Source organism: Micromonospora sp. GCM10011542 (genome assembly GCF_042650685.1).
In the GTDB taxonomy this organism is placed as follows: Bacteria; Actinomycetota; Actinomycetes; order Mycobacteriales; family Micromonosporaceae; genus Micromonospora.
In genome coordinates this window covers 1-20,927 of the sequence record NZ_JBHSBO010000062.1, presented here as the reverse complement: position 1 = coordinate 20,927, position 20,927 = coordinate 1, and the positions used below count along the sequence as shown (strand labels likewise).

Sequence of the window (20,927 nt, the reverse complement as noted above, 5' to 3'; positions counted from 1 at the left end):
CGAACGGAACGCTACGGGCGATTGCGGAAGGCTTGCTTCCGCAATGCCTGACAGACTTGTCGGCATGCTGGAGACCTCGGTGCGACTGCTGCGCCTGCTCGCCCTGTTTCAGGGCCGCCAGGACTGGTCCGGCGCCGACCTGGCCGAGCGTCTGGCGGTCAGCACGCGCACCGTGCGCACCGACGTCGAACGGCTGCGCGTCCTCGGCTACCGGGTCGAGTCACGGCCGGGTGCCGCCGGCGGCTACCGGCTCGGCGCCGGGTCCGCGCTGCCGCCGTTGCTGCTCGACGACGACGAGGCCGTGGCGGTGGCCGTCGGCCTGCGGGCGGCCGCGTCCGGCTCGGTGCGTGGCATCGAGGAGACCTCGCTGCGCGCGCTGGCCAAGCTGGAGCAGGCGCTGCCGGCCCGACTGCGGCACCGGGTGGACGCGCTGCGCACGGCGACCGTCTCCGCCGCGGCCGGCGGGCCGACCGTGGACGCCGGGACGCTCACCGCCGTCTCCACGGCGGTGCACCGCCGGGAGCGGCTGCGCTTCGACTACGCCGGACACGACGGCAGGGCCACCGTCCGCGACGTCGAGCCGTACCGACTGGTGTACACCGGACGGCGCTGGTACCTGCTGGGCTGGGACACCGACCGGGACGACTGGCGTACCTTCCGCGCCGACCGGATCCGGCCCCGGGTACCGACCGGTCCCCGCTTCACGCCCCGGGAGCCGCCGGGTGGCGACGCGGTCGCGCACGTGCTGCGCGGCGTCGGCTCGACGGCCTGGCGGCACCCCGCCCGGGTACGCCTGCACGCCCCCGCCGCGCGGATGGCGGAACGGATTCCCACCACCGCCGGCCTGCTGGAGGCGGTCGACGAGCGGACCTGTCTGCTGCACACCGGCGGGGAATCGCTGGCCAACCTGGCCGGCTTCCTCGGCACCCTGGACGTGGACTTCGACGTGCTCGACCCGCCCGAGCTGGGCGCGCTGCTGCGTGACCTGGCCGCCCGCTACGCGCGGGCGGCCAGGTCGACACCCTAGGGCTGCTGGACCAGGCGGAACGACTGCGCCGCGGTTCCGTTGCAGGCGTACTGGATGAGTTGGACGCTGTCGGCGGTGGATGCCCCGGGCACGTCGAGGCACTTGCCGCTGTGCCGGTTGACCAGCCGGTAGTAGCCCCCGCCCTCCGCATCGGCCCGCCACTGCTGGTTGGCGCCGCCACTGTAGGACCAGAGCTGGATGCGCGCGGAGTCGGCGGTCGACACGTTCGTCACGTCGAGCACCTGGGCACTGTTGTTGCGGTTGTTGATCCGCAGGTAGCCGCCGCTGGTCGGCGCGAACTGGTACTGCTGGGCAGCGCTGTTGTTGCAGGCGTACTGCTGGATGACGGTGCCGTTCGCGCTGCCCGCGGCCCGCGCGTCCACGCACTTGCCGCTGCCCCGGTTGACGACGGTGTGCCAGGCGGTCGGCGAGATCGGGCCGCCGGTGGCGGTCGGCGTGGGCGTCGGGGTGGCGCCGGCCCCGGCGAGCCAGTGCAGCCCGTCGATCAGCAGCCGGTTCTGCTGCTCGCTGTCGAAGGTGGACGACAGCCCGGTGTTGCTGCCGTAGTCCATCGCGTTGTGGCCGAAGTTGGCGTAGAGCATCTTGTAGCGCTTGTTGCTCCACACGATCGGGTAGTAGCCGCCGTACCAGGACTGGTTGGGGTCGGTGCCGACCGGGAAGCTGGACGCGTCGATCGAGGCGAGGATGTCGATGTCGGGGTTCTGCCGCAGGTCGTTGTTCCAGGAGTACCACTCGCTGATCGACGAGGCGAACGTCGCGGGCAGCGCGCGGGTGGCCGGGTGGGTGCGGTTGTCGGTGCGCAGCGTGACCCGGGTGGGGCCCCAGGTGTTGGACCGGAAGGCGCCGGTGCCGAGGAAGGTGTTGTAGTACCAGCTCCAGCTCGACGGGTCGGTGTTGAACGCCGTGACGTGGAAGCCCAGCCACGCCCCGCCGTTCTGCACGTACTGCTGGAACGCGGCACGCTGCGCGGCGGGCGGCGCGTCGTCGAGGAACATGACGACCTGGTACTGGGCCAGGTTGGCGGTGTTGAGCAGGCTCCAGTTGGTGGTCGACTCCCAGGAGAAGCCGTACTGGGCGGCCGCCTTCGGGAACCACGCCCGGGCGTCCTTGACGAAGTCGATGTGCGCGGCGTCGTAGGTGCCGTTGTAGAAGGCCAGGACCCGGAACGTCGGAGCGGCCTGCGCCGTGCGGGTGGCGTTGACGGCGAGGCCGGCGGTCACCGCGACGACCAGGGCGACCAGCAGCGAGATGATCCGTCGGGTACGGGAGGAGAGTTGTGTGATCACCTGATCGCCCTTCGGTGGTGGCGTGGGGACGCACGTCGACCCGAAACCTTCTGTTCACAAGGTTTACAGATTGATGAAAGGTTATGTTCCTCGGCTGTGCGCGTCAATCACGAGCCCACGGCTGCGGTGGGATCGGCGCAGCAGCGGGTACCCGGATGAGATGACCAGCCCGGACACGGTGGACGTCGACCAGCCACTCGCGGTGGACGTGCCGGCGGCGCCGCACGACGCCAGCGGGGAATGGGTCGCGACCCGGGACCTGGCCGGGCTGGCCCCGGCGGCCCGACCCGCACGCCGCTGGACGCCGGGCCGGGTGGTCGCCACCCCGGCCGCGCTGGAACATCCGCACGGCCAGCGGATCGTCGACCGCGTGCAGGCGCTGGGCATCGAGGTGGAGCGGCTGCGCGCCAACCGACTCACCGGCGTGCGGGGGCGCACCGACCGGGAGACGTACGCGCGCGCGAAGGGGACCATGGCGATCGTGGTGAGCCCGCCGTCGCGGCGCGACCTGCAACCCATCGCGCCCAGCGCGGACTGGCGGGTCGATCTCGCCGAGGGCTGCCCAGCGCACTGCCAGTACTGCTACCTCGCCGGGTCGCTGTCCGGCCCGCCCGTGACCCGGGTGTACGCGGACCTCGACGACATCCTGGCCGGGCTGGCGGCGTACGCCGGACGGGGCACGGTGACCAGCCGCAACGCGCGACGCGCCGACGAGGGCACCACCTTCGAGGCGTCCTGCTACACCGACCCCCTCGCGCTGGAGCACCTGACCGGGAGCTGGCGACGGGCGGTGGAGCACTTCGCCGGCTGGGACGCGCCGGTACAGCTGCGCTGGACCACCAAGTACGCCGACGTGGCGGGCTTCGTGGGGCTGCCGCACGCCGGGCGGACCCGGGTCCGCTTCAGCGTCAACTGCGCCCCGGTGGCCGAGCGGTTCGAGGGCGGCACGGCCCGGGTGTCGGACCGGTTGGCCGCGTTGCGCCGGCTCGCCCTGGACGGCTACCCGGTCGGGCTGACCATCGCGCCGATCATGGCGGTGCCGGACTGGCCGGAGCGCTACGGCGACCTGCTGGACCTCGTCGCCGCCGCGGTCAACGGGGTGCCCGCGCTGGACCTGACCGCCGAGCTGATCACCCACCGGTTCACCCCGGGCAGCAAGGAGGTGCTGCTCGGCTGGTACCCACGGACCCGGCTGGAGATGGACGAGGAGTCCCGCAGCCGCAAGTACGGCAAGTTCGGGGCGGTCAAGTACGTCTACCCGCGCGACACCATGGCCCAGCTGCGCGGCTGGTTCGAGGCCGAACTGGCGGCCCGGGTGCCGGCCTGCCGGATCCTCTACTGGACCTGACGTCCCCCACCGGTGGCCTCAGACGCCGACGGTGCCGTCGATGCCCTCGCGCAGGAAGTCGGCGTGGCCGTTGTGCCGGGCGTACTCGTGGATCAGGTGCAGCATCACCAGCCGCAGCGACACGTCCTCGCCGGAGCGGGCGTTGTGGCCGGTCACGTCCAACGACGGCGCCGCCCGCTCGATCCGGCGGGCATGCTCGACCTCGCGCTGCCAGGCGTCGAACGCCTCGGCGCGCGTGGCCGAACTGGCGTCGTACGCCCGCTGGAAGTCGCCGCTGTCCGACCAGACCAGTCCGATGTCCTCGCCGTCGATCACCCGGCGGAACCAGGCGCGTTCCACCTCGGCCAGGTGCCGGACCAGGCCGAGCAGGGACAGCGTCGAGGGCGGCATCGACTGCCGGCGCAGCTCCTCGTCGGAGAGGCCCTCGCACTTGAGGGCCAACGTCGCGCGGTGGAAGTCGAGGAAGGCGCGCAGCGTCTCCCGCTCGTCGCCCGTCACCGGTGGGCCGATCCGTTCGGTGGTCACCGCACTCCCCCTCCGCCTCGGCGGCACCGGTCGTCCGCCGACCTGATCATGCCTGACGCCGGGGCGCCACCGACCGGGGCGTCAGCCGATCGAGGAGCGGGCCACCGGCGCGGCGAAGTAGGTGTCCGGGTACGTCTCGTCGCGCAACTTGTAGTGCCACCACTCGCGGTCGTAGTTGACGAACCCGGCGTCGGCCATCAACCGTCGCAGCAGATGCCGGTTGTCCCGGGCCGCCCCGGTGATCCGCGGGTCGTCGGTGTGCGCCCGCGCGTCGAAGCAGTCGAAGCCGGTGCCCATGTCGATGCTGTTGTCGGGGAAGCGCTGCCCGCGTGGCGCGGTGCAGGCGACCAGCGGCTGCCCGGCGACGTACGGGGGTTGGCTGGCGGCGGGTTGGTCGACCAGGGTCAGGTCGACGGTGCCACCCCGGCTGTGCGAGGTGGGCGCACCGATGTAGCCCTCGGCGAAGAGCCGGCTCTTGGCCACGTCCGGATAGAACTCCGCCTTCGTCTGCTGCTCGCCGGGGCGCTTCGCCCAGGCCACGAAGTCGTCCACGGCCGGCTGCGGGCGGTAGCAGTCGTACACCTTGAGGCTGTGCCCGCCGGCCAGCGCGGCGTCCTGCACCCGGCGCAGCGCCTGCGCCGCCTTCCGGGTGAGCAGGCAGAGCGGTTCGGCATACCCGGTGATCGGGCGGCCGACGAAGTTGTGCGCAGTGGCGTACCGGATGTCGGCCTGGATGCGCGGGTCGAACTCGGTGAGCACCACGAACCCCGGCAACCTGGCGGCGCCGGAGGCGCGCGGGCTCGGGCTCGGACTGGGGCTCGGGCTCGGGCTCACCGGCGCCGGCCGGGAGACGGCCGACGCCGGCTGCGAGCCGACCGGCGCCGGTCGGGGTTCCGGCTGCGAACAGCCGCCGAGCAGCGCGACGAGCGCGAGCACGGCGGCGCCGCCCACTTGCCCTGACCTGCGCACGCGTCCTGTCTATCAGCCCCGGCCGGGCCTCCGCGTCGGATCAGGCCGGCCCGGCGACGCTGAGCAGCGGATGCATCCGCCGGGTGTGGTCGACCCGGCGCACCGGCCCGGTCAGCGCGACGGTCGCCACCAACCGGGGTTCGGTGCTGGACGAGGCCAGGCGCAGCTCCAACTCGCCCGGCTCCACCACCCGCCGCCCGTCGCGCCCGGTGAACGAGAACACGTCGGCCGGTACGGTCGCCTCGATCCGGCAGGACGCGCCGGGATCCAGCGGTACCCGCAGGTAGCCGATCAGTCGCTGCACCGGTTGCACCACCGAGGCCACCGGGTCGTGCGCGTAGAGCTGCACCACCTCGCTGCCCCACCGGGTGCCGGCGTTGCACAGCGTGAAGGCCAGCCGCAGCTCGCCGTCGGTCTGCGTCACCGCCCGCTCCACGATCAGCTCGGACCAGTCGAAGCGGGTGTAGCTGAGCCCGTGCCCGAAGCCGTACGCCGGGGTGGGGTCGAGGTTGGAGACGTCGCTGGCCTGACCGAGCCGGGCAGCGAGGTACGTGGTGGGCTGGCCGCCGGGGCTGCGGGGCACGCTCACCGGCAGCCGCCCCTGCGGCTCGACCCGCCCGCTGAGCAGCCCGGCGAGCGCCGAGGGGCCCTCCTCGCCAGGGAAGAAGGACTGCACGATGGCCGCCGCCTCGTCGACCGCCCGGCCCAGCGCGTACGGCCGGCCGGCGATCAGCGTGACCACCACCGGCGTGCCGGTGTCCAGCAGGGCATCGAGCAACCGCTGCTGCGCGCCGGGCAGGGCCAGCGACTCGGCGTCACAGCCCTCGCCGCTGGTGCCCCGGCCGAAGAGCCCGGCCCGGTCACCGAGGGCCGCGATCACCACGTCCGCTTCCCGGGCCGCCGCGACGGCAGCGGCGAGCCCGGCGGTGTCCGGGCTGTCGATCCCCACGCCCACCTCGACGACCACCTCGCTGGCCGGGAACTCGCCGGCCAGCGCCTGCGCCAGGGTGGGCAGCTCGATCCCGACCGGCTCCCGCGGGTGGCGGGAGCCGACGTGCACCGGGAACGAGTAGCAGCCGAGCGCCGCCGTCGGGCTTGCGCCCTGCGGGCCGATCACCGCGATCCGCGCCGGCCGGACCAGCGGCAGGGTGCCGTCGTTGCGCAGCAGCACGACGGCCCGCTCGGCCACCTCGCGGGCGAGCGCCCGGTTGACCGGTGGGTCCAGGTCGACGGTGCCGCGCAGCGCGTCCGGGTCGGTGAGGTCGGCGCCGCGCAGTGCCGGCGGCACCGGATTCCACTCCGGGTCGAGGAGCCCGAGCTGCGCCTTCTGCAGCAGCACCCGGCGCACCGCCCGGTCCACCAGCGCCTCCGGTACCTGCCCGGCCGCGAGCGCGGCGTGCAGCGGCGGCCCGAAGGTCTTCACCGTAGGCAGCTCGACGTCCACCCCGGCGGCGAGCGCCGTCCCAGCCGCCTCGCCCCAGCTGCCGGCCACGCCGTGCAGGGTGTGCAGGAAGGCGATGCCGAAGTAGTCGGCGACCACCGTGCCGGTGAACCCCCAGGTGTCCCGGAGCAGGCCGGTAAGCAGTTGCTCGTCGGCCGCCGACGGCATCCCGTCGGTGTCGGTGTAGGCGTGCATCACCGACCGGGCACCGCTCTCGCGGACCGCCATCTCGAACGGCACCAGCATCACGTCGGCGCGCTCGCGCGGGCCCATGCCGACCGGCGCCAGGTTGCGTCCGGCCCGCGAGGCGGAGTAGCCGACGAAGTGCTTGAGGGTGGCCACCACGCCCGCCGACTCCAGCCCCTGGATGTACGCGGTGGCGACGGTGCCCACCAGGTAGGGGTCCTCGCCGACGGTCTCCTCGACCCGGCCCCAGCGGGCGTCGCGGACCACGTCGAGCACCGGTGCCAGCCCCTGGTGCACGCCGAGGCGACGCAGGTCGGCGCCGATGGTGGCGGCCATCCGCCGGATCAGTTCCGGGTCGAAGGTGGCGCCCCAGGACAGCGGCACCGGGTACGCGGTCGCGCCCCAGGTGGCGAAGCCGGCCAGGCACTCCTCGTGGGCCAGCGCCGGGATGCCGAAGCGGTTCGCGGCAGTGATGCGCTGCTGGGTACGCAGCAGCGACAGCGCGCCGAGCGCCGGGTCGACCGGCGCGGTGCCGAACGGCCGGGTGAGCTGCCCGAGCCCGGTCTCCAGCAGGGCGTCGAGGTCGACCGGTTCCTCCATGTCGTGCTGGTACGGGGCGACCTCACCCCCGTCGGCGGACGCACCGACCCACACGCCGTAGAGCTGCGCCACCTTCTCCGCCAGCGTCATGGCGGCGACCAGGGCGTCGACCCGGGTGGTGAGGTCCCGGGTCGGGTCCTTCCAGATCGCGCTGCCTCGTTCGATGTCCAGGGTCACGTTGTCGGTCACTTTCCTCCGACGCCCATCAGCCCCTGCACGAGGGCCCGGCGCGCGAACAGGTAGACGAGCAGGACGGGCACCATCGACAGCACCACCGCGGCGAGCAGCCCGGGGATGTTGATGCCGTGCTCCGTTTGGAAGTTGTAGAGGCCCAGCGTGATGACCTTGGTGGAGTCGGACTGGGTGAGGATCAGCGGGAAGAGGAAGCCGTTCCAGGCCTGCAACGCGGAGAACACCGCGATGGTGGAGACACCACCACGCGACAGCGGCAGCACCAGTCGCAGGAACACCCGCCCGGGTGAGGCGCCGTCGATGGCCATCGCCTCGTACAGGTCGGGGGTGATGTCCCGCATCACGCCGCTGAGGATCAGCGCGCAAACCGGCAGGGAGAACGCGGCGGTGGGCAGGATGACGCCGATCAGGTTGTCGTAGAGGCCGGCCTTGCTGATCAGGTAGAAGATCGGCACGACGACCGCCTGCGCGGGGATGGCCAGGCCGAGCAGGAAGAGCCGGAACACGCCGCCGGTGAGCCGGCTGCGGCTGCGGACGATGGCGTACGCCAGTGGCGGCACGAGCAGCAGCACGATCGCCACCACGCTGACCGTCACGACGACGGTGTTGAGGAAGTACCGGCCGAAGCCCTCGGAGAAGGCGCCGGTGTAGTTGTCCAGGGTGAAGGTGTCCGGCGGCGAGAGTGGGCCGTTCTGGCTGTAGCCGGCGCGGGTCTGCACCGTGATGGCGACCATCACGAGGATCGGCAGGCCCACCAGCAGCAGCCAGAGCGCAGAGCCCATGCCGGCGATCCAGTTGGGACGGTGCCGGGTCACAGGCCCTCCATCGTGCTGCGCATCTTGTCGTATCCGGAGACCCGCACGACGACCAGCGAGATGAGCGTGGCGACCAGCACGAGCAGCAGCGCGATGGCCGCGCCGGCGCCGAAGTCGAAGCTTCGGAACGCCTGCTCGTACATGTAGTAGGCGGTGATCGTGGTGTCGGTGCCCGGCCCGCCCTGGGTGAGGATCAGGACGGTGTCGAAGGTGGTCAGCCCGCCGACCACCATGAGCACCACCGAGGTGATCATGGCGTTGCGCAACTGCGGCAGGGTCACGTGCCGGAACTGACCCCACCGCCCAGCCCCGTCGACCTCGGCCGCCTGGTAGAGCACCGCCGGGACGGCCCGGGCCGCGCCCTGGTAGATCAGCGCGTGGAACGGGATGAACTGCCAACTGCCGACGAAGACCAGCACGGCGATCGCCCCGGTCCGGCTGCCGAAGAGGTTGCCGTCACCGAACAGCCAGCGGGCCTGCCCCGGCACCCCGAAGTTCGGGTCCAGCAACGCCCGCCAGAGCACCGAGACGGCGGTGGCGGACAGCAGCAGCGGCAGGAAGTAGATAGCGGACAGCACCGCCCGGTTGCGCTGGCGCCCGGCCGCCCAGACCCCGATGAGCAGACTCATCGGGGTCTGCACGGCGACGCCCAGCGCGGTGAGCAGCACGCTCAGCCAGAGACTCTGGATCATCGTGGGGTCGGCGGCGAGGCGCCGCCAGTTCGCCAGGCCGACGTACTCGGCCGACCCGATCCCGCTCCAGCTCATGAAGGAGAGGGCCACGACGAGCACCAGCGGCACGATGGCGAAGAAGCCGAAGAAGAGGGTGGCGGGCAGGGCCCAGGCGAAGCCCGGGCGGCCGTGGGTGGCGCCGCCCGAGCGTCGTCCGGACCGGCGCTCCCCCGCCACCAGGCGGGGAGCAACGGTGGTGGTGGCCATGGGTGCTCCGCCGTCAGCCGGCCTGCAGGGACTGCATGGACGTGATGAAGCCCTTCGCGTCCAGCCGGCCGTTGAGGTACTGCTGCACCGCCTGGTGGATGGTGGTGGTCGCGGCCGGCGGGTAGGCCTGGTCCCAGGAGAGCTGGAACGACGGCGCCTGCTTGACCAGGTCGAACTGGAACTTCGAGTACGCCGGGTTGGTGGCGGTGTCGAGGAACTTCTCGGTGTTGGTGGTGGTGGGCAGGTTGCCGATGGCCAGCTGCGCCTTGACGAACTCGTCGGAGTACTGCAGCTTCAGGAACTCCGCCACCGCCTCCGGGTGCTTGGTCTTCTTCAGCACCGAGTAGAAGTTGTTGGTGTTGCCGACCACGTTGCGGGGGTCGCCCTTGCCACCGGGGACGCTCGGGAAGGCGGTCCAGCCGAGATCCTTGGCCGCGAAGGCGGGGTTGGCGTCGTTGTGGGTGGAGTAGTTCCAGGAGCCCATCAGCTCGAAGCCGGCCTTGCCGCTGGAGATCAGCGCGGGCGAGCCACCGTCGGTGAACTTCACCGAGTCGAAGTTGGTGCCGAAGGCGCCGGCGTCGACCAGTTGGCGCAGCAGCTCCAGCGCCCGCCGGCTGTCCGGGCTGTCCCAGGCGCTCTTGTCGCCGCCGAGGGCCTTGGCGAACAGCTCCGGCCCCGCCACCCGGTCGTAGAGGTACTGGTACCACATCTGGGTGGGCCACTGGTCGCCGCCGCCGAGGGCGATCGGGGTCTTCCCCTTGCCCTTGAGGGTGCGCACCGCGGCGAGCAGCTCGTCCCAGGTCTGCGGCGGGGTGATCCCGGCATCGGCGAGCACCTTCTTGTTGTGGAACAGCAGCACCGGCTGGGTGCCGCGCATCGGCACCCCGTACGCCTTGCCGTCCACCACGCCGGTGTGGAAGACCGAGGGCAGGAAGTTGTCCTTCAGGCCGGGGTCCTTGGCGATCATGTCGTCGAGCGGCATCAACAGGTCGGCCTTGACGAACGGCGTGATGCTGCCGCCGCCCCAGTTGAAGAAGATGTCGGGCGCCTGGTTTGTGTTGATGATGGTCTGCAGCTTGGTCTGGTAGTCGGCGCCGGGGATGGTGTCCAGCACGGCCTTGACCTTGGAGGTCTTGTTGAACGTCTCGACCAGCTGCGTCTCCACCTTGTTGGTGGCGTCGCCGTAGACCAGGACGTGGATCTCGTCGGCGTCACCGGCGGAGTCACCGCCGCCGCAGGCGGCCAAGGGCAGCGCCAGGGCGAGGGCGGCGCCGACCGCGACGGCCCGGGCGAGCCGGGTGCGAACTGTCATCATCGAGCCCTTTCGTGGTGGGGGAGGTGGTGGGGGACGCCGGTCGCCGGGCGGCGACGGACAGGGTGTCGCGCACCGCCTGGTACGCGACCGGGCTGGAACTCCCGGCGCGACAAGGCAGCGAAAGGTGACCGATAACTTCCGGAACATTTCCGTAACTGTGGCGAACGCTAGAACCGACCTGCCGTGTCGTCAACCCCCGTCGGTGGGGCAAGATGGCGCATGGAACGGGCACGCCGTTCCGAAACACTGGGTTGGCGACGACGGGCGGTCGCACTTCCCGAGCGGTGAAGGAGACGCGGGTGGACGCGGACGACGGACGCAGGGTGACCATCACCGCGATCGCGCGGGAGGCCGGAGTTTCGGTGCCCACCGTGTCGCGGGTGCTCAACGGTCGCTCCGACGTGGCTCCGGGCACCCGGGAACGGGTCGAGGAACTGCTGCGCCACCACGGCTACCGACGCCGCAACAGCCGCAGCGTCCACCGCGCCGGCCTCGTCGACCTGGTCTTCAACGACCTGGACAGCCCCTGGGCCGTGGAGATCATCCGGGGGGTGGAGGACGTCGGGCACGGCGCTGGTGTCGGCACCGTGGTCTCCGCGATCCACCGGCAGCCCACCGCCGCCCGGCAGTGGCTGCAGAACCTGCGCACCCGGGCCACCGACGGCGTCATCTTCGTGACCTCGCACCTGACCCCGCCGCTGCACGCGCAGTTGCGCCGCCTGAACGTGCCGGTGGTGGTCGTCGACCCGGCCGGCGTGCCGGCCCTCGACGTACCGACAATCGGCGCCACCAACTGGGCCGGCGGGCTCGCCGCCACCGAGCACCTGCTCTCGACCGGGCACCGGCGCATCGGGTTCGTGGCCGGGCCGACGCACCTGCTGTGCAGCCGGGCCCGGCTCGACGGCTACCGGGCCGGGTTGGAGGCGGCCGGGGTGCCGGTGGACGACGCGCTGGTGCGCCCCGGCGACTTCTACCACGCCTCCGGGTTCGCCGCCGGCGCGGCGCTGCTCGACCTGGAGGATCCGCCGACGGCCATCTTCGCGGCCAGCGACCAGATGGCCTTCGGCGTCTACGAGGCCATCCGGCGTCGGGGCCTGCGGGTCCCGGACGACGTCAGCGTGGTGGGCTTCGACGACCTGCCCGAGGCCCGCTGGGCGTCACCGCCGCTGACCACCGTGCGTCAGCCGCTGGTGGAGATGGGCCGGCTGGCCGCACGGACCGTGCTGCGACTGGCCCAGGGCGAGGGTGTCGACTCGCCCCGGGTCGAGCTCGCCACCGAGTTGGTCGTCCGCGACAGCTCCGCCGCCCCGCCGATCGGGTCACCGGGCCGGCCGTGACGGTCGGAGCCGGGTCGGACAGCGTTGCACCGCTTCCGGTGCGGCTCCGAAACTTTCGGCGATCGCCGACCGGCGGCAGTTATCAGCCGGTTGGCGGGGCTCGGCCGAGGATGTCACCCGCACGGTCTCGGTAGCGCCGCCTCCGGCGGGCCCGGTGGCGCGATGAGCGGCCACGGGGCCGCTCACCGCACCCGAGCGTCAGTGGTGGTGGTGCAGGCGGATGGCCTTGCGGATCTCCACCGGCAGGGCCGGGGCACCGTCGACCGGAGCCGGGTCCTCGGCGGTCGGCGCCACTCCCCCGGCGGCGATCCGGTCCAGGGTGGCCAGCCCGGCCGCGTCGACCTCGCCGAAGATCGTGTAGTTCGGGCGCAACGCGGAATCGGCGTAGACCAGGAAGAACTGGCTGCCGTTGGTGTCCGGACCGGCGTTGGCCATGGCCAGCACACCCCGGGCGTAGAGCCGGCGTACCCCGGTCGGGTCGGTCGGCGCCGGCGGCAGGTCGGTCGGCAGCTCGTCGCGGTACCGGTAGCCCGGGCCGCCCTCGCCGGTGCCGGACGGGTCACCGCACTGCAGCACGCTCAGCGTCGGGTACGCGGTCAGCCGGTGGCACGGGGTGCCGTCGTAGAAGCGCTTGCGGACCAGGTGCAGGAAGCTCTGCACCGTGCACGGCGCGGCCTCTCGGTCCAGGGTCAGGCCGATCGGGCCCTGGTTGGTCCACAACTGCACACGGACGGTGCCCCGGTCCGGCGTCCGCCGCGGGTCGGGCGGCAGCGGCACCGGCCGGGCGGCCGGCTCCTCGGGAGTCTCGGTGTAGGCGCACGGGCCGTGCGTGGTACGCGGCGGACGGGTCGCCTCGCCGCTGGCGGCGGCCGGCGCGGACGCGGCGGACGCACGGGCCGGGGACGCGGTGGGCGCGGCCACGGCGGCGGCGGACGCGCCGGCGACCAGCGCCCCGGCGAGCGCCGTCACCCCCGCGAGGCGGGTCAGCACGTGCAGCGGTCGGGGTTCACTCGACACGGGGATCCTCCTGGACTCGTGGTGCCAGAAAGGCCGGAGTCTATGGACCCCGTCGCCAGTTGTCGATCCGCTCGGGTCGCTCGGGTCAGGACAGTGGGCGGCGGGCGCGGCGGCGCCACAGCAGCCCGGCCAGCAGCAGACCGCCCGCGCCGACCAGCGCGGCCACCGACCAGATCCGGAGCGTCCCCGGCTCGACCGGTCCGCTGGCGGCTGCCGGCCGTGGGGTGCCGGGCGCGGCCGGTTCGGACGGTACGGCCGACGGCGTGGCGTCCAGCTCCCCCGGCTCGACCAGCCGGCCGACGCTGGCGTCCCGGGGCAGGGTGAAGCCCCAGTCCAGCAGGGCGGCGCCCTGCTCCCAGCCCCGCATCGGCGCCGGCTCGGCACCCAGCAGGGTCACCACCAGCCGCCGCCCGTCGCGTTCGGCCGCCCCGACGTAGGTGTGCCGGGCCAGGTCGGTGAAGCCGGTCTTGCCGCCCAGCGCGCCCGGGTAGCGGTAGATGAGCTGGTTCTCGTTCTGGATCTGGAAACCCTTGGTGCGCAGGGTGCGCTGAGCCGGGATCTGCGCCTGCCGGGTGAGGGCGTACCGGCGGAAGGCCGGTTCGGCGAAGCAGGCGCGGGCGATCAGCGCCAGATCGTACGCGCTGGTGAACTGGCCCTTCCCGTCCAGACCGGAGGGGGTGACCGCGTGGGTCTGCAGCGCGCCGAGCTGCTGCGCCCGCTCGTTCATGGCGCGCACCCCGGCGGCCGCTCCGCCCTCGCCGGCACCCAGCCGGGCCAGCGCGTTCGCCGCCTCGTTGCCCGAGTTGAGCAGCAGGCCCAACCAGATCGTCTCGATGGTGTACCGGCCGCCCTCGACCAGGCCGACCGCGGAGGAACCGGGTTCGATGTCCATGTCCTCGGCGGTCACGGTGACCACCTGCTTCGGGTCCAGCCGGGGCAGCATGGTGGCCGCCAGCAGCAGCTTCTGCACGCTGGCCGGGGTGCCGTACTCGTGCGGGCCGCAGCCGCCGAGCACCTGCCCGGTGTCCAGGTCGGCGACCAGCCACGACGTGGCGGTCAGCGCCGGCGGCCGCGCCACGCCGGCCGGGACGACCAGGCCGGCGGTGTCCAGTCCCGCCCCGCCGACGACCCGCTGCTCGGGCACGGCGGGCGGGGGCACGGGCCGGGGCGGTCGGGAGACCTTCGGCGCCGGCACCCGTGGGCACGGCGGCGCGGGCACGGCGGCGCTCGCCGGTCGCGCGGCGAGCGGTCGGGCCGCTGCCGGTCGCGCCGCTACCGGAGCCGGACCGAGCAGGACGGCGACGGCCGCCACCGCCGCCAGGATCGGAGCTTCCATGGCCGCCACCCTAGCCAACAAGATCGCGTTGCGGCGTTCGTTCGGCGCCGATCCGGGCCGCCGTGCGCGCCTGCCGAGGATGACAGCGCGCACGTCGCTGTGACTCACCTGCCGCACCGACCTCTCCGAAACCGCCTTGCTGTCCTGCTGGCCCGTATCTACGGTGCGGTGATGCTCTCGCGATTGTTGACGGTGACCTTCGATGCGCACGACCCGGCTCGCCTGGCGCAGTTCTGGGCCGGAATGCTCGGCCGGGAGGTCGTCGAGGACGCCGGTAATGCGCTCCTGCCTGGCGATGACACTCAGCCCAGCCTCCGGTTCGTCCCGAGCCGCGCGAAGAAGGTGGGGCCCAACCTCATGCACCTGCACCTGACCAGCACCAGCCACGCCGACCAGCAGCACACGGTGGCGACGGCGCTGGATCTCGGCGGCGGCCACCTCGACGTCGGACAGCTCCCCGAGGAGGAGCACGTCGTCCTGGCCGACCCCGAGGGCAACGAGTTCTGCGTGATCCCGCCGGGCAACTCGTTCCTCGCCGGGTGCGGTCTGCTCGGGGAAGTGGCCTGCGACGGCACCCGGGAGGTCGGCCTCTTCTGGAGCGAGGCGCTGGGCTGGCCGCTGGTGTGGGACCAGGACCAGCAGACCGCGATCCAGTCCCCGCACGGCGGCACGAAGGTCGCGTGGGGAGGCCCGCCGTTGAACCCGAAAGAGGCGAGGAACCGGCAGCGCTTCGACCTCACCCCAGCCGGTGGCGATCAGCAAGCGGAGGTCGACCGGCTGGTCTCCCTCGGGGCCGCCCGGCTCGAGGTCGGCGCGGACGGCGCCGTCGTGCTGGCCGATCCCGACGGCAACGAGTTCCGCGTCAGAGGAAACTGACCACAGCGGCCGGGTTGCCCGGTGCGGTCTCTATGCGCACGCCATGCAGCAGCGAGCGAACGGCAGCGCGGCGAGCCGTTCCTCGGCGATCGGCTGCCCGCATCGTTCGCAGACGCCGTAGGTCGCCGCGTCCACCCGGCGCAGCGCGTCGTCCAATGCGGCGATCCGCTCCCGCGCGCCGGCCAGCAGCGCGGTCAGCTGGGCGCGTTCGAAGCCGATGGTGGCGCCCTCAGGGTCGTGCTCGTCGTCGGCGTTCGAATCCCGCGATGCCGCGAACAGCGCCTCCAGGCCCCGAGCCAGCGTCGCCGCCTCGGCCTCCGCGCTCGCCCGCAGCCGCAGCAGCTCATCCCGGATCATCTCCGCAGCCTACGACGATCCAGAACGACATAGACAAACATGAGGCCTGAGCAGCGCTTCCCCTGGTCAGGGCCTCACCCTGAGCTGCCTGACGGAATCGAACCGTCGACCGATGCATGACGGGCGCGCGGGTCAACGCCCGGTCGACTCCCGCCAGCGCAGGTAGTCGTGCAGGGCCGCCGAGGCACGTAGCCGCCGCAGGCTGCGCGCGTGCAGGTCCTGCTCGCGCCGGCCCAGCTCGGCGCGCACCCGCTGGGCGCTGCCGGTGGTACGCAGCTCACCCAGCACGGCCTCGATGATCTCGAACGGGTAGGCGCCGCGCCGCAGCAGCGCGACGACCTGCGCGGCGCGCACCTCGGCCTCGTCGTACACCCGGTAGCTGGTGCCCGGCGTGCGACCGGGGCGCAGCAGGCCGCGCTGCTCCCACAGCCGCAGCTGCGAGCTGCGGACCCCGACCAGGGCCGCGACCTCCCCGATCCGGACGCCTCGGCGCGGCACCGGCCCGCCCGCCGACGGCGCGGCCAGCACGGTCTCGAAGGCGCCGAGCGCCCGCCGGATGTCGGCCCGCTCCCGGTCCAGTTCGGCGTGACCGCCGTCGAGCGCCGCCAGCGCCGCCGGCAGGTCGCCGCGGTGCACCGCCGCCATGATCTCCCGGGTACGCGCCCAGCCGTGCCCCTCGGCCATCCGCCGTGCCACGCTCAACGCCCGGGTGTGCTCGCCGGTGAAGATCCGGTAGCCGCTCGCGGCGCGCTGGACCGGCGGCAGCACCCCGAGGTCGACGTAGTTGCGCACCTGCTGCACCGAGATGCCGACGCTGGCCGCCACGTCGACTGCCCGCAGGCGACCCCGCTCCTCCACCACCGCGTCCACGCCGACCACCGTACCGGTTACGACGTGATTTGAGACTTTCCCGGACGTTGCGCCGCCTCGTCCGGTCACTATTCACTGAAACCCTCCACAGGAGGATGAATGAGACAATGTAATCCGCCAGGTCGCCCCGGGAGTTCGTGCGGGGGTGGCGTCCACCATCGCGTAGAGGGATCGCATGCCGCAGCCAGCACTGTCCGCCGCCGACAGCCACGACATGATCGAGGTACGCGGGGCCCGGGAGAACAACCTCACCGGCGTCTCGGTCGACATCCCCAAGCGCCGGTTGACGGTCTTCACCGGGGTCTCCGGCTCCGGCAAGTCGTCACTGGTGTTCGGCACCATCGCCGCCGAGTCGCAGCGCATGATCAACGAGACGTACAGCGCCTTCCTCCAGTCGTTCATGCCCAACCTGAGCCGCCCGGACGTGGACTCGCTGCGCAACCTCAGCGCGGCCATCGTGGTCGACCAGGAGCGGATGGGCGTCAACTCCCGCTCCACCGTCGGCACCGCCACCGACGCGTACGCGATGCTGCGCATCGTCTTCAGCCGGCTCGGCGAGCCGTCGGTGGGCGGGGCGGGGGCGTTCAGCTTCAACCTGGCCGAGGGGATGTGCCCCACCTGCGAGGGGCTGGGCCGGGTCTCCGACCTCGACCTGCACGAACTGGTGGACGTCGAGCGGTCGCTCAACGACGGCGCCATCACGGTGCCCAACTTCGCGGTCGACTCCTGGTACTGGCAGACCATCGTCGGCTCCGGTCTGTTCGACCCGGACGTCAAGCTCCAGGACTACACCCCGGAGCAGTGGGAGGACTTTCTCCACAAGCCGGCCACGAAGATCAAAATGGGGAGCAACAACTGGACGTACGAGGGCCTCGCGGTGAAGGTCAAGCGGCTCTACCTGGCCAAGGACCGGGAATCGATGCAGCCGCACATCCGCGCCTTCGTCGACCGGGCGGTCACCTTCACCACCTGCGCCGCGTGCGGCGGCACCCGGCTCAACGCCGCGGCCCTGTCCTCGCGCATCGCCGGCCGTAACATCGCCGACTGCTCCGCCATGCAGATCAGCGACCTGGCCGAGTTCGTCCGCAGCATCGACGCGCCGGCCGTGGCGCCGCTGATCGGCAACCTGCGCGAGACCCTCGACTCGCTGGTCGAGATCGGGCTGGGCTACCTCAGCCTGGACCGAGAGTCCGCCACCCTCTCCGGCGGGGAGGCGCAGCGGGTGAAGATGGTCCGGCACCTCGGCTCCAGCCTCTCCGACGTCACCTACGTCTTCGACGAGCCGACCGTCGGCCTGCACCCGCACGACATCGCCCGGATGAACGACCTGCTGCTGCGGCTACGCGACAAGGGCAACACCGTGCTCGTGGTGGAGCACAAACCGGAGACCATCGCCATCGCCGACCACGTGGTCGACCTCGGGCCCGGCGCGGGCACCACCGGCGGCCGGATCTGCTACACCGGCGACGTCGACGGGCTGCGCCGATCCGGCACCCTCACCGGCCGGCACCTCGACCACCGGGTGCACCTGCGCAACCAGGTCCGCCAGCCGACCGGCCAGTTGCCCATCCGCCGCGCCGACCTGCACAACCTGCGCGACGTGGACGTGGACATCCCGCTCGGCGTGCTCACCGTGGTCACCGGCGTCGCCGGATCGGGCAAGAGTTCCCTGATCCACGGATCGCTGCAGCGCCGCGACGGGGTCGTCATCGTGGACCAGGCCCCGATCCGGGGGTCTCGGCGCAGCAACCCGGCCACCTACAGCGGGCTGCTCGACCCGATCCGTACCGCGTTCGCCAAGGCCAACGGGGTCAAGGCCGCGCTGTTCAGCGCCAACTCCGAGGGTGCCTGCCCGGCCTGCAAGGGCATCGGCCTGATCTACACCGACCTGGCGATGATGGCCGGCGTGGCCACCGTCTGCGAGCGGTGCGAGGGCCGCCGGTTCACCCCGGAGGTGCTCACCTACACGCTGCGCGGAAAGAACATCAGCGAGGTGCTCGCCATGTCGGTCACCGAGGCACATCAGTTCTTTCCCAGCGGGGCGGCGCACGTCATCCTCGGCCGGCTGGTCGACGTCGGGCTCGGCTACCTCAGCCTCGGCCAACCGTTGACCACCCTCTCCGGCGGGGAGCGGCAGCGCCTGAAGCTGGCCATCCACATGGCCGAGAAGACCAGCACGTACGTCCTCGACGAGCCGACCACCGGCCTGCACCTGGCCGACGTCGACCAGTTGCTGGCCCTGCTGGACCGCCTCGTCGACGCCGGTAACACGGTGATCGTCATCGAGCACCACCAGGCGGTGATGGCGCACGCCGACTGGCTCATCGACCTGGGGCCGGGAGCCGGGCACGACGGCGGGCGGATCGTGTTCACCGGCACCCCGGCCGAACTGGTCGCCCAGGGTGACACGCTGACCGCGCGGCACCTGCGCGAGTACGTCGACCGGTCAGCCGCCGTTCACCGCTGAGTGATCACGCGACGGTAGAGTCGCAGCGCCGCACCCGGCGGCACCGCAGACCGGTAGGGACGTCCGATGCAGCAGACCCGCGCCGCCGACCATTCCGGCGCCGAAACCGGCCCGGCCGAGGGCCCGTCGGTCGCCGGCGGGTCGACGGATGCCGCCGGGTCGACGGATGCCGGGTTGGGCGCGCCGGATCGGCTCGCGGCCGTGCACCGCTACGAGGTGCTGGGCGCGCCCCGCGACGCCGCGTTCGACCGGGTCACCCGGATTGCGGCCAGCGTCTTCGGCACCCCGATCGCCACGGTCACCATCGTCGACGCCGACCGGGTGTGGTTCGCCGCCACCCGGGGGCTCGACGGTGTGGAACACGTTGGCACCGAGCCCGGTCTCTGCGCCTCCGCGGTGCTGCACGACGGCCCGTACGTCATCAACGACGCCGCCGTCGATCCGCGGGCGCTGCACCACCCGCTGGTCCGCGGGGAGTTGGGGCTGCGGTTCTACGCCGCGGCTCCGATCGTCACCCCCGACGGGTTCCGGCTCGGCACGGTCAACGTCATCGACCGGGTCCCGCGCGAGGTGACCGCGGCGCAGACCGAGACGCTGACGGAACTGGCCGGCCTCGTCGCCGACCACCTCGAACTGCGGCTGTCCGCCGCGCGTACCGTCGCCGCCGAACGGCGACTGCGCGACGTCGCCGACCTCCGCGCGGCCCGCAGCGACCAGCTCGCCGCCCGGCTGCGCGCCGCGATGGCCGCGGTCCGCGACCGCGAGCACCCGGACCGGTGCCAGCTCGGCGGCCGGCAGTCCTGCGCCAGGCCGGCCGAGCTGAAGGTCGCCGACTCGTGGGGCGACTCGGCCTGGGCCTGCCCCGACCACGCCGAGGAGGTCATCCTCCAGGTCTCCTCGGTCTTCATCGCCGACGAGTCGCTCGGCGGCCTGGCCGCCTTCCAGCAACGCTGACCGCTCCCCCACGACCGGCCCCGGACAACGGTCCCGCACCCTCGCCTCGGTCGGTTACGGCACCCCTCGCTCACCTGGATGCGCCGCCGTCTCGGTGCGTGTCGACAACCCTCGCTCGCCTGGCTGCGTGCCGGGTCAGGTGAGCCGGCGCAGCCAGCGTCGCTGCCAGGGTGTCTCTACCGCGCGCGGGTGATAGCCCGCCCGTACCCACGCCACCGCCCGCTCGGCCGGCAGGCCGTCCAGGATCGCCAACGCGGCCAGCGCCGTCCCGGTACGCCCCATCCCGCCCCGGCAGGCCACCTCGACGCGTTCTCCGTCGCGGGCCCGCCGCAGCGCCGCCCGCAGGGCGTCCAGGGCGTCCGCCCGGTCCAGCGGAATCCAGAAGTCGGGCCACCGGATCCGCCGGTGCGGCCAGTCCGGCCCAGGGCCGGGCGCCAACAGTAGCGCGAAGTCGGCCGGCGAGGCCGCGTCGCCGATACGACGTCCGCGCACCGCCGCTCCGCTGGGCAGTACGACCACACCCGGCTGCTCAGACCACGACAGCGCCGCGCTCATCCGCGCATTGTGCCAGCCCGTCCGGCGCCGGTGGGTACGCACAGCGCCGCCCCCGGCCCGGCTGGGTCGGGGGCGGCGCTGGGTGTCGGTGTGCAGGTCGCCTCTCGGCGAGTGGCGCGACGCGGCTCCAGCCGAACGGTATTCCGCGACGGCAATATTAGGTGAGGCCCGGGGACACTGAGTCACACCGACACTGTCCACAACCAGCCCCCACCCCACCTTGTTCCCCGCGCGCCTTTCGGCGCTCACAATGCGGGCGGGTGTGGATGTGCCGCTGGCCGGCACCCCGGTGTTGGGGGTGCCGGCCAGCGATCATGTCGTGCGGTCGTGTCGTGCTCTGGTGGGTCAGTTCCAGTGCTTGGCGACGAGGTCGGCGGCCTGCTGCTCCCACTGGGCGTAGGCGTCCGGGTAGGCCGAGACCTGCACGGTCTGCGCGGCGTCGGTCAGCGGCATGTCCTGCCAACCGTCAACCTGGCGCAGGCCCTTGAGGAACGC

At 72.5% G+C, this 20,927-nt stretch carries 18 protein-coding genes; 6 read left to right on the top strand and 12 right to left on the bottom strand.

Annotated elements, in window-relative coordinates; translation table 11 throughout:
* The first annotated feature begins 64 nt into the window (after window positions 1-64).
* Complete coding sequence (locus tag ACFOW4_RS26815; RefSeq protein WP_377532886.1) at window positions 65-1,027, top strand: helix-turn-helix transcriptional regulator; 963 nt, start codon at window positions 65-67, stop codon at window positions 1,025-1,027.
* On the opposite strand, the gene ACFOW4_RS26810 is transcribed toward ACFOW4_RS26815, so the two are convergent.
* Entirely contained in the window at window positions 1,024-2,334 is a 1,311-nt protein-coding gene (locus ACFOW4_RS26810) for an RICIN domain-containing protein (RefSeq protein ID WP_377532787.1), read from the bottom strand. The two genes, ACFOW4_RS26815 and ACFOW4_RS26810, sit on opposite strands and share 4 nt — an antisense overlap.
* Before the next feature lie 160 nt (window positions 2,335-2,494).
* Between ACFOW4_RS26810 and ACFOW4_RS26805 the strand changes: the two genes are divergently transcribed.
* Window positions 2,495-3,682: a spore photoproduct lyase family protein gene (locus tag ACFOW4_RS26805; protein WP_377532785.1), complete on the top strand. Its 1,188-nt coding sequence runs from the start codon at window positions 2,495-2,497 to the stop codon at window positions 3,680-3,682.
* 18 nt (window positions 3,683-3,700) lie between these two features.
* Here ACFOW4_RS26805 and ACFOW4_RS26800 read toward each other — a convergent pair whose 3' ends face one another.
* The 6 genes from ACFOW4_RS26800 to ACFOW4_RS26775 form a co-directional block, all read right to left on the bottom strand.
* The gene (locus ACFOW4_RS26800; RefSeq protein WP_377532783.1) at window positions 3,701-4,207 is read right to left on the bottom strand and encodes a DinB family protein; all 507 of its coding nucleotides are present in this window, start codon (window positions 4,205-4,207) and stop codon (window positions 3,701-3,703) included.
* Between the two features lie 81 nt (window positions 4,208-4,288).
* Entirely contained in the window at window positions 4,289-5,158 is an 870-nt protein-coding gene (locus ACFOW4_RS26795; RefSeq protein ID WP_377532781.1) for a M15 family metallopeptidase, read from the bottom strand.
* A gap of 58 nt (window positions 5,159-5,216) precedes the next feature.
* The gene (locus ACFOW4_RS26790) at window positions 5,217-7,592 is read right to left on the bottom strand and encodes a glycoside hydrolase family 3 N-terminal domain-containing protein (RefSeq protein ID WP_377532779.1); all 2,376 of its coding nucleotides are present in this window, start codon (window positions 7,590-7,592) and stop codon (window positions 5,217-5,219) included.
* The gene (locus tag ACFOW4_RS26785) at window positions 7,589-8,410 is read right to left on the bottom strand and encodes a carbohydrate ABC transporter permease (RefSeq protein WP_377532777.1); all 822 of its coding nucleotides are present in this window, start codon (window positions 8,408-8,410) and stop codon (window positions 7,589-7,591) included. Before ACFOW4_RS26785 ends, ACFOW4_RS26790 begins: the two co-directional genes overlap by 4 nt.
* The gene (locus ACFOW4_RS26780) at window positions 8,407-9,348 is read right to left on the bottom strand and encodes a carbohydrate ABC transporter permease (RefSeq protein WP_377532775.1); all 942 of its coding nucleotides are present in this window, start codon (window positions 9,346-9,348) and stop codon (window positions 8,407-8,409) included. Before ACFOW4_RS26780 ends, ACFOW4_RS26785 begins: the two co-directional genes overlap by 4 nt.
* A gap of 13 nt (window positions 9,349-9,361) precedes the next feature.
* A complete protein-coding gene (locus ACFOW4_RS26775) occupies window positions 9,362-10,660 on the bottom strand; it encodes an ABC transporter substrate-binding protein (protein WP_377532773.1) in 1,299 nt (432 codons plus the stop codon).
* Window positions 10,661-10,962: 302 nt separating this feature from the next.
* On the opposite strand from ACFOW4_RS26775, the gene ACFOW4_RS26770 reads away from it, so the two are divergent.
* Window positions 10,963-12,000 carry a LacI family DNA-binding transcriptional regulator gene (locus tag ACFOW4_RS26770; RefSeq protein WP_377532772.1) on the top strand — a complete coding sequence of 346 codons (1,038 nt, stop codon included), beginning with the start codon at window positions 10,963-10,965 and terminating at the stop codon, window positions 11,998-12,000.
* A 198-nt stretch (window positions 12,001-12,198) separates the two neighbouring features.
* Here ACFOW4_RS26770 and ACFOW4_RS26765 read toward each other — a convergent pair whose 3' ends face one another.
* Together ACFOW4_RS26765 and ACFOW4_RS26760 are read right to left on the bottom strand one after the other, a co-directional pair.
* Window positions 12,199-13,017 carry a peptidylprolyl isomerase gene (locus ACFOW4_RS26765; protein WP_377532770.1) on the bottom strand — a complete coding sequence of 273 codons (819 nt, stop codon included), beginning with the start codon at window positions 13,015-13,017 and terminating at the stop codon, window positions 12,199-12,201.
* A gap of 85 nt (window positions 13,018-13,102) precedes the next feature.
* The gene (locus ACFOW4_RS26760; protein ID WP_377532768.1) at window positions 13,103-14,353 is read right to left on the bottom strand and encodes a D-alanyl-D-alanine carboxypeptidase family protein; all 1,251 of its coding nucleotides are present in this window, start codon (window positions 14,351-14,353) and stop codon (window positions 13,103-13,105) included.
* 171 nt (window positions 14,354-14,524) lie between these two features.
* On the opposite strand from ACFOW4_RS26760, the gene ACFOW4_RS26755 reads away from it, so the two are divergent.
* Window positions 14,525-15,229 (top strand): VOC family protein, encoded by a 705-nt coding sequence (locus ACFOW4_RS26755; RefSeq protein ID WP_377532766.1) that lies wholly within the window; start codon window positions 14,525-14,527, stop codon window positions 15,227-15,229.
* 30 nt (window positions 15,230-15,259) lie between these two features.
* Here ACFOW4_RS26755 and ACFOW4_RS26750 read toward each other — a convergent pair whose 3' ends face one another.
* Window positions 15,260-15,586 (bottom strand): TraR/DksA family transcriptional regulator, encoded by a 327-nt coding sequence (locus tag ACFOW4_RS26750; RefSeq protein WP_377532764.1) that lies wholly within the window; start codon window positions 15,584-15,586, stop codon window positions 15,260-15,262.
* A 132-nt stretch (window positions 15,587-15,718) separates the two neighbouring features.
* Complete coding sequence (locus ACFOW4_RS26745; protein ID WP_377532762.1) at window positions 15,719-16,456, bottom strand: MerR family transcriptional regulator; 738 nt, start codon at window positions 16,454-16,456, stop codon at window positions 15,719-15,721.
* Between the two features lie 175 nt (window positions 16,457-16,631).
* On the opposite strand from ACFOW4_RS26745, the gene ACFOW4_RS26740 reads away from it, so the two are divergent.
* Both ACFOW4_RS26740 and ACFOW4_RS26735 read left to right on the top strand, forming a co-directional pair.
* The gene (locus ACFOW4_RS26740; protein ID WP_377532760.1) at window positions 16,632-18,923 is read left to right on the top strand and encodes an ATP-binding cassette domain-containing protein; all 2,292 of its coding nucleotides are present in this window, start codon (window positions 16,632-16,634) and stop codon (window positions 18,921-18,923) included.
* Between the two features lie 66 nt (window positions 18,924-18,989).
* Window positions 18,990-19,877, top strand: a complete 888-nt coding sequence (locus ACFOW4_RS26735) for a GAF domain-containing protein (protein ID WP_377532758.1) — start codon at window positions 18,990-18,992, stop codon at window positions 19,875-19,877.
* Window positions 19,878-20,012: 135 nt separating this feature from the next.
* Here the strand turns inward: ACFOW4_RS26735 and ACFOW4_RS26730 are convergent, their stop codons facing one another.
* Complete coding sequence (locus tag ACFOW4_RS26730; protein WP_377532756.1) at window positions 20,013-20,432, bottom strand: protein-tyrosine phosphatase family protein; 420 nt, start codon at window positions 20,430-20,432, stop codon at window positions 20,013-20,015.
* Window positions 20,433-20,927: the final 495 nt, after the last annotated feature.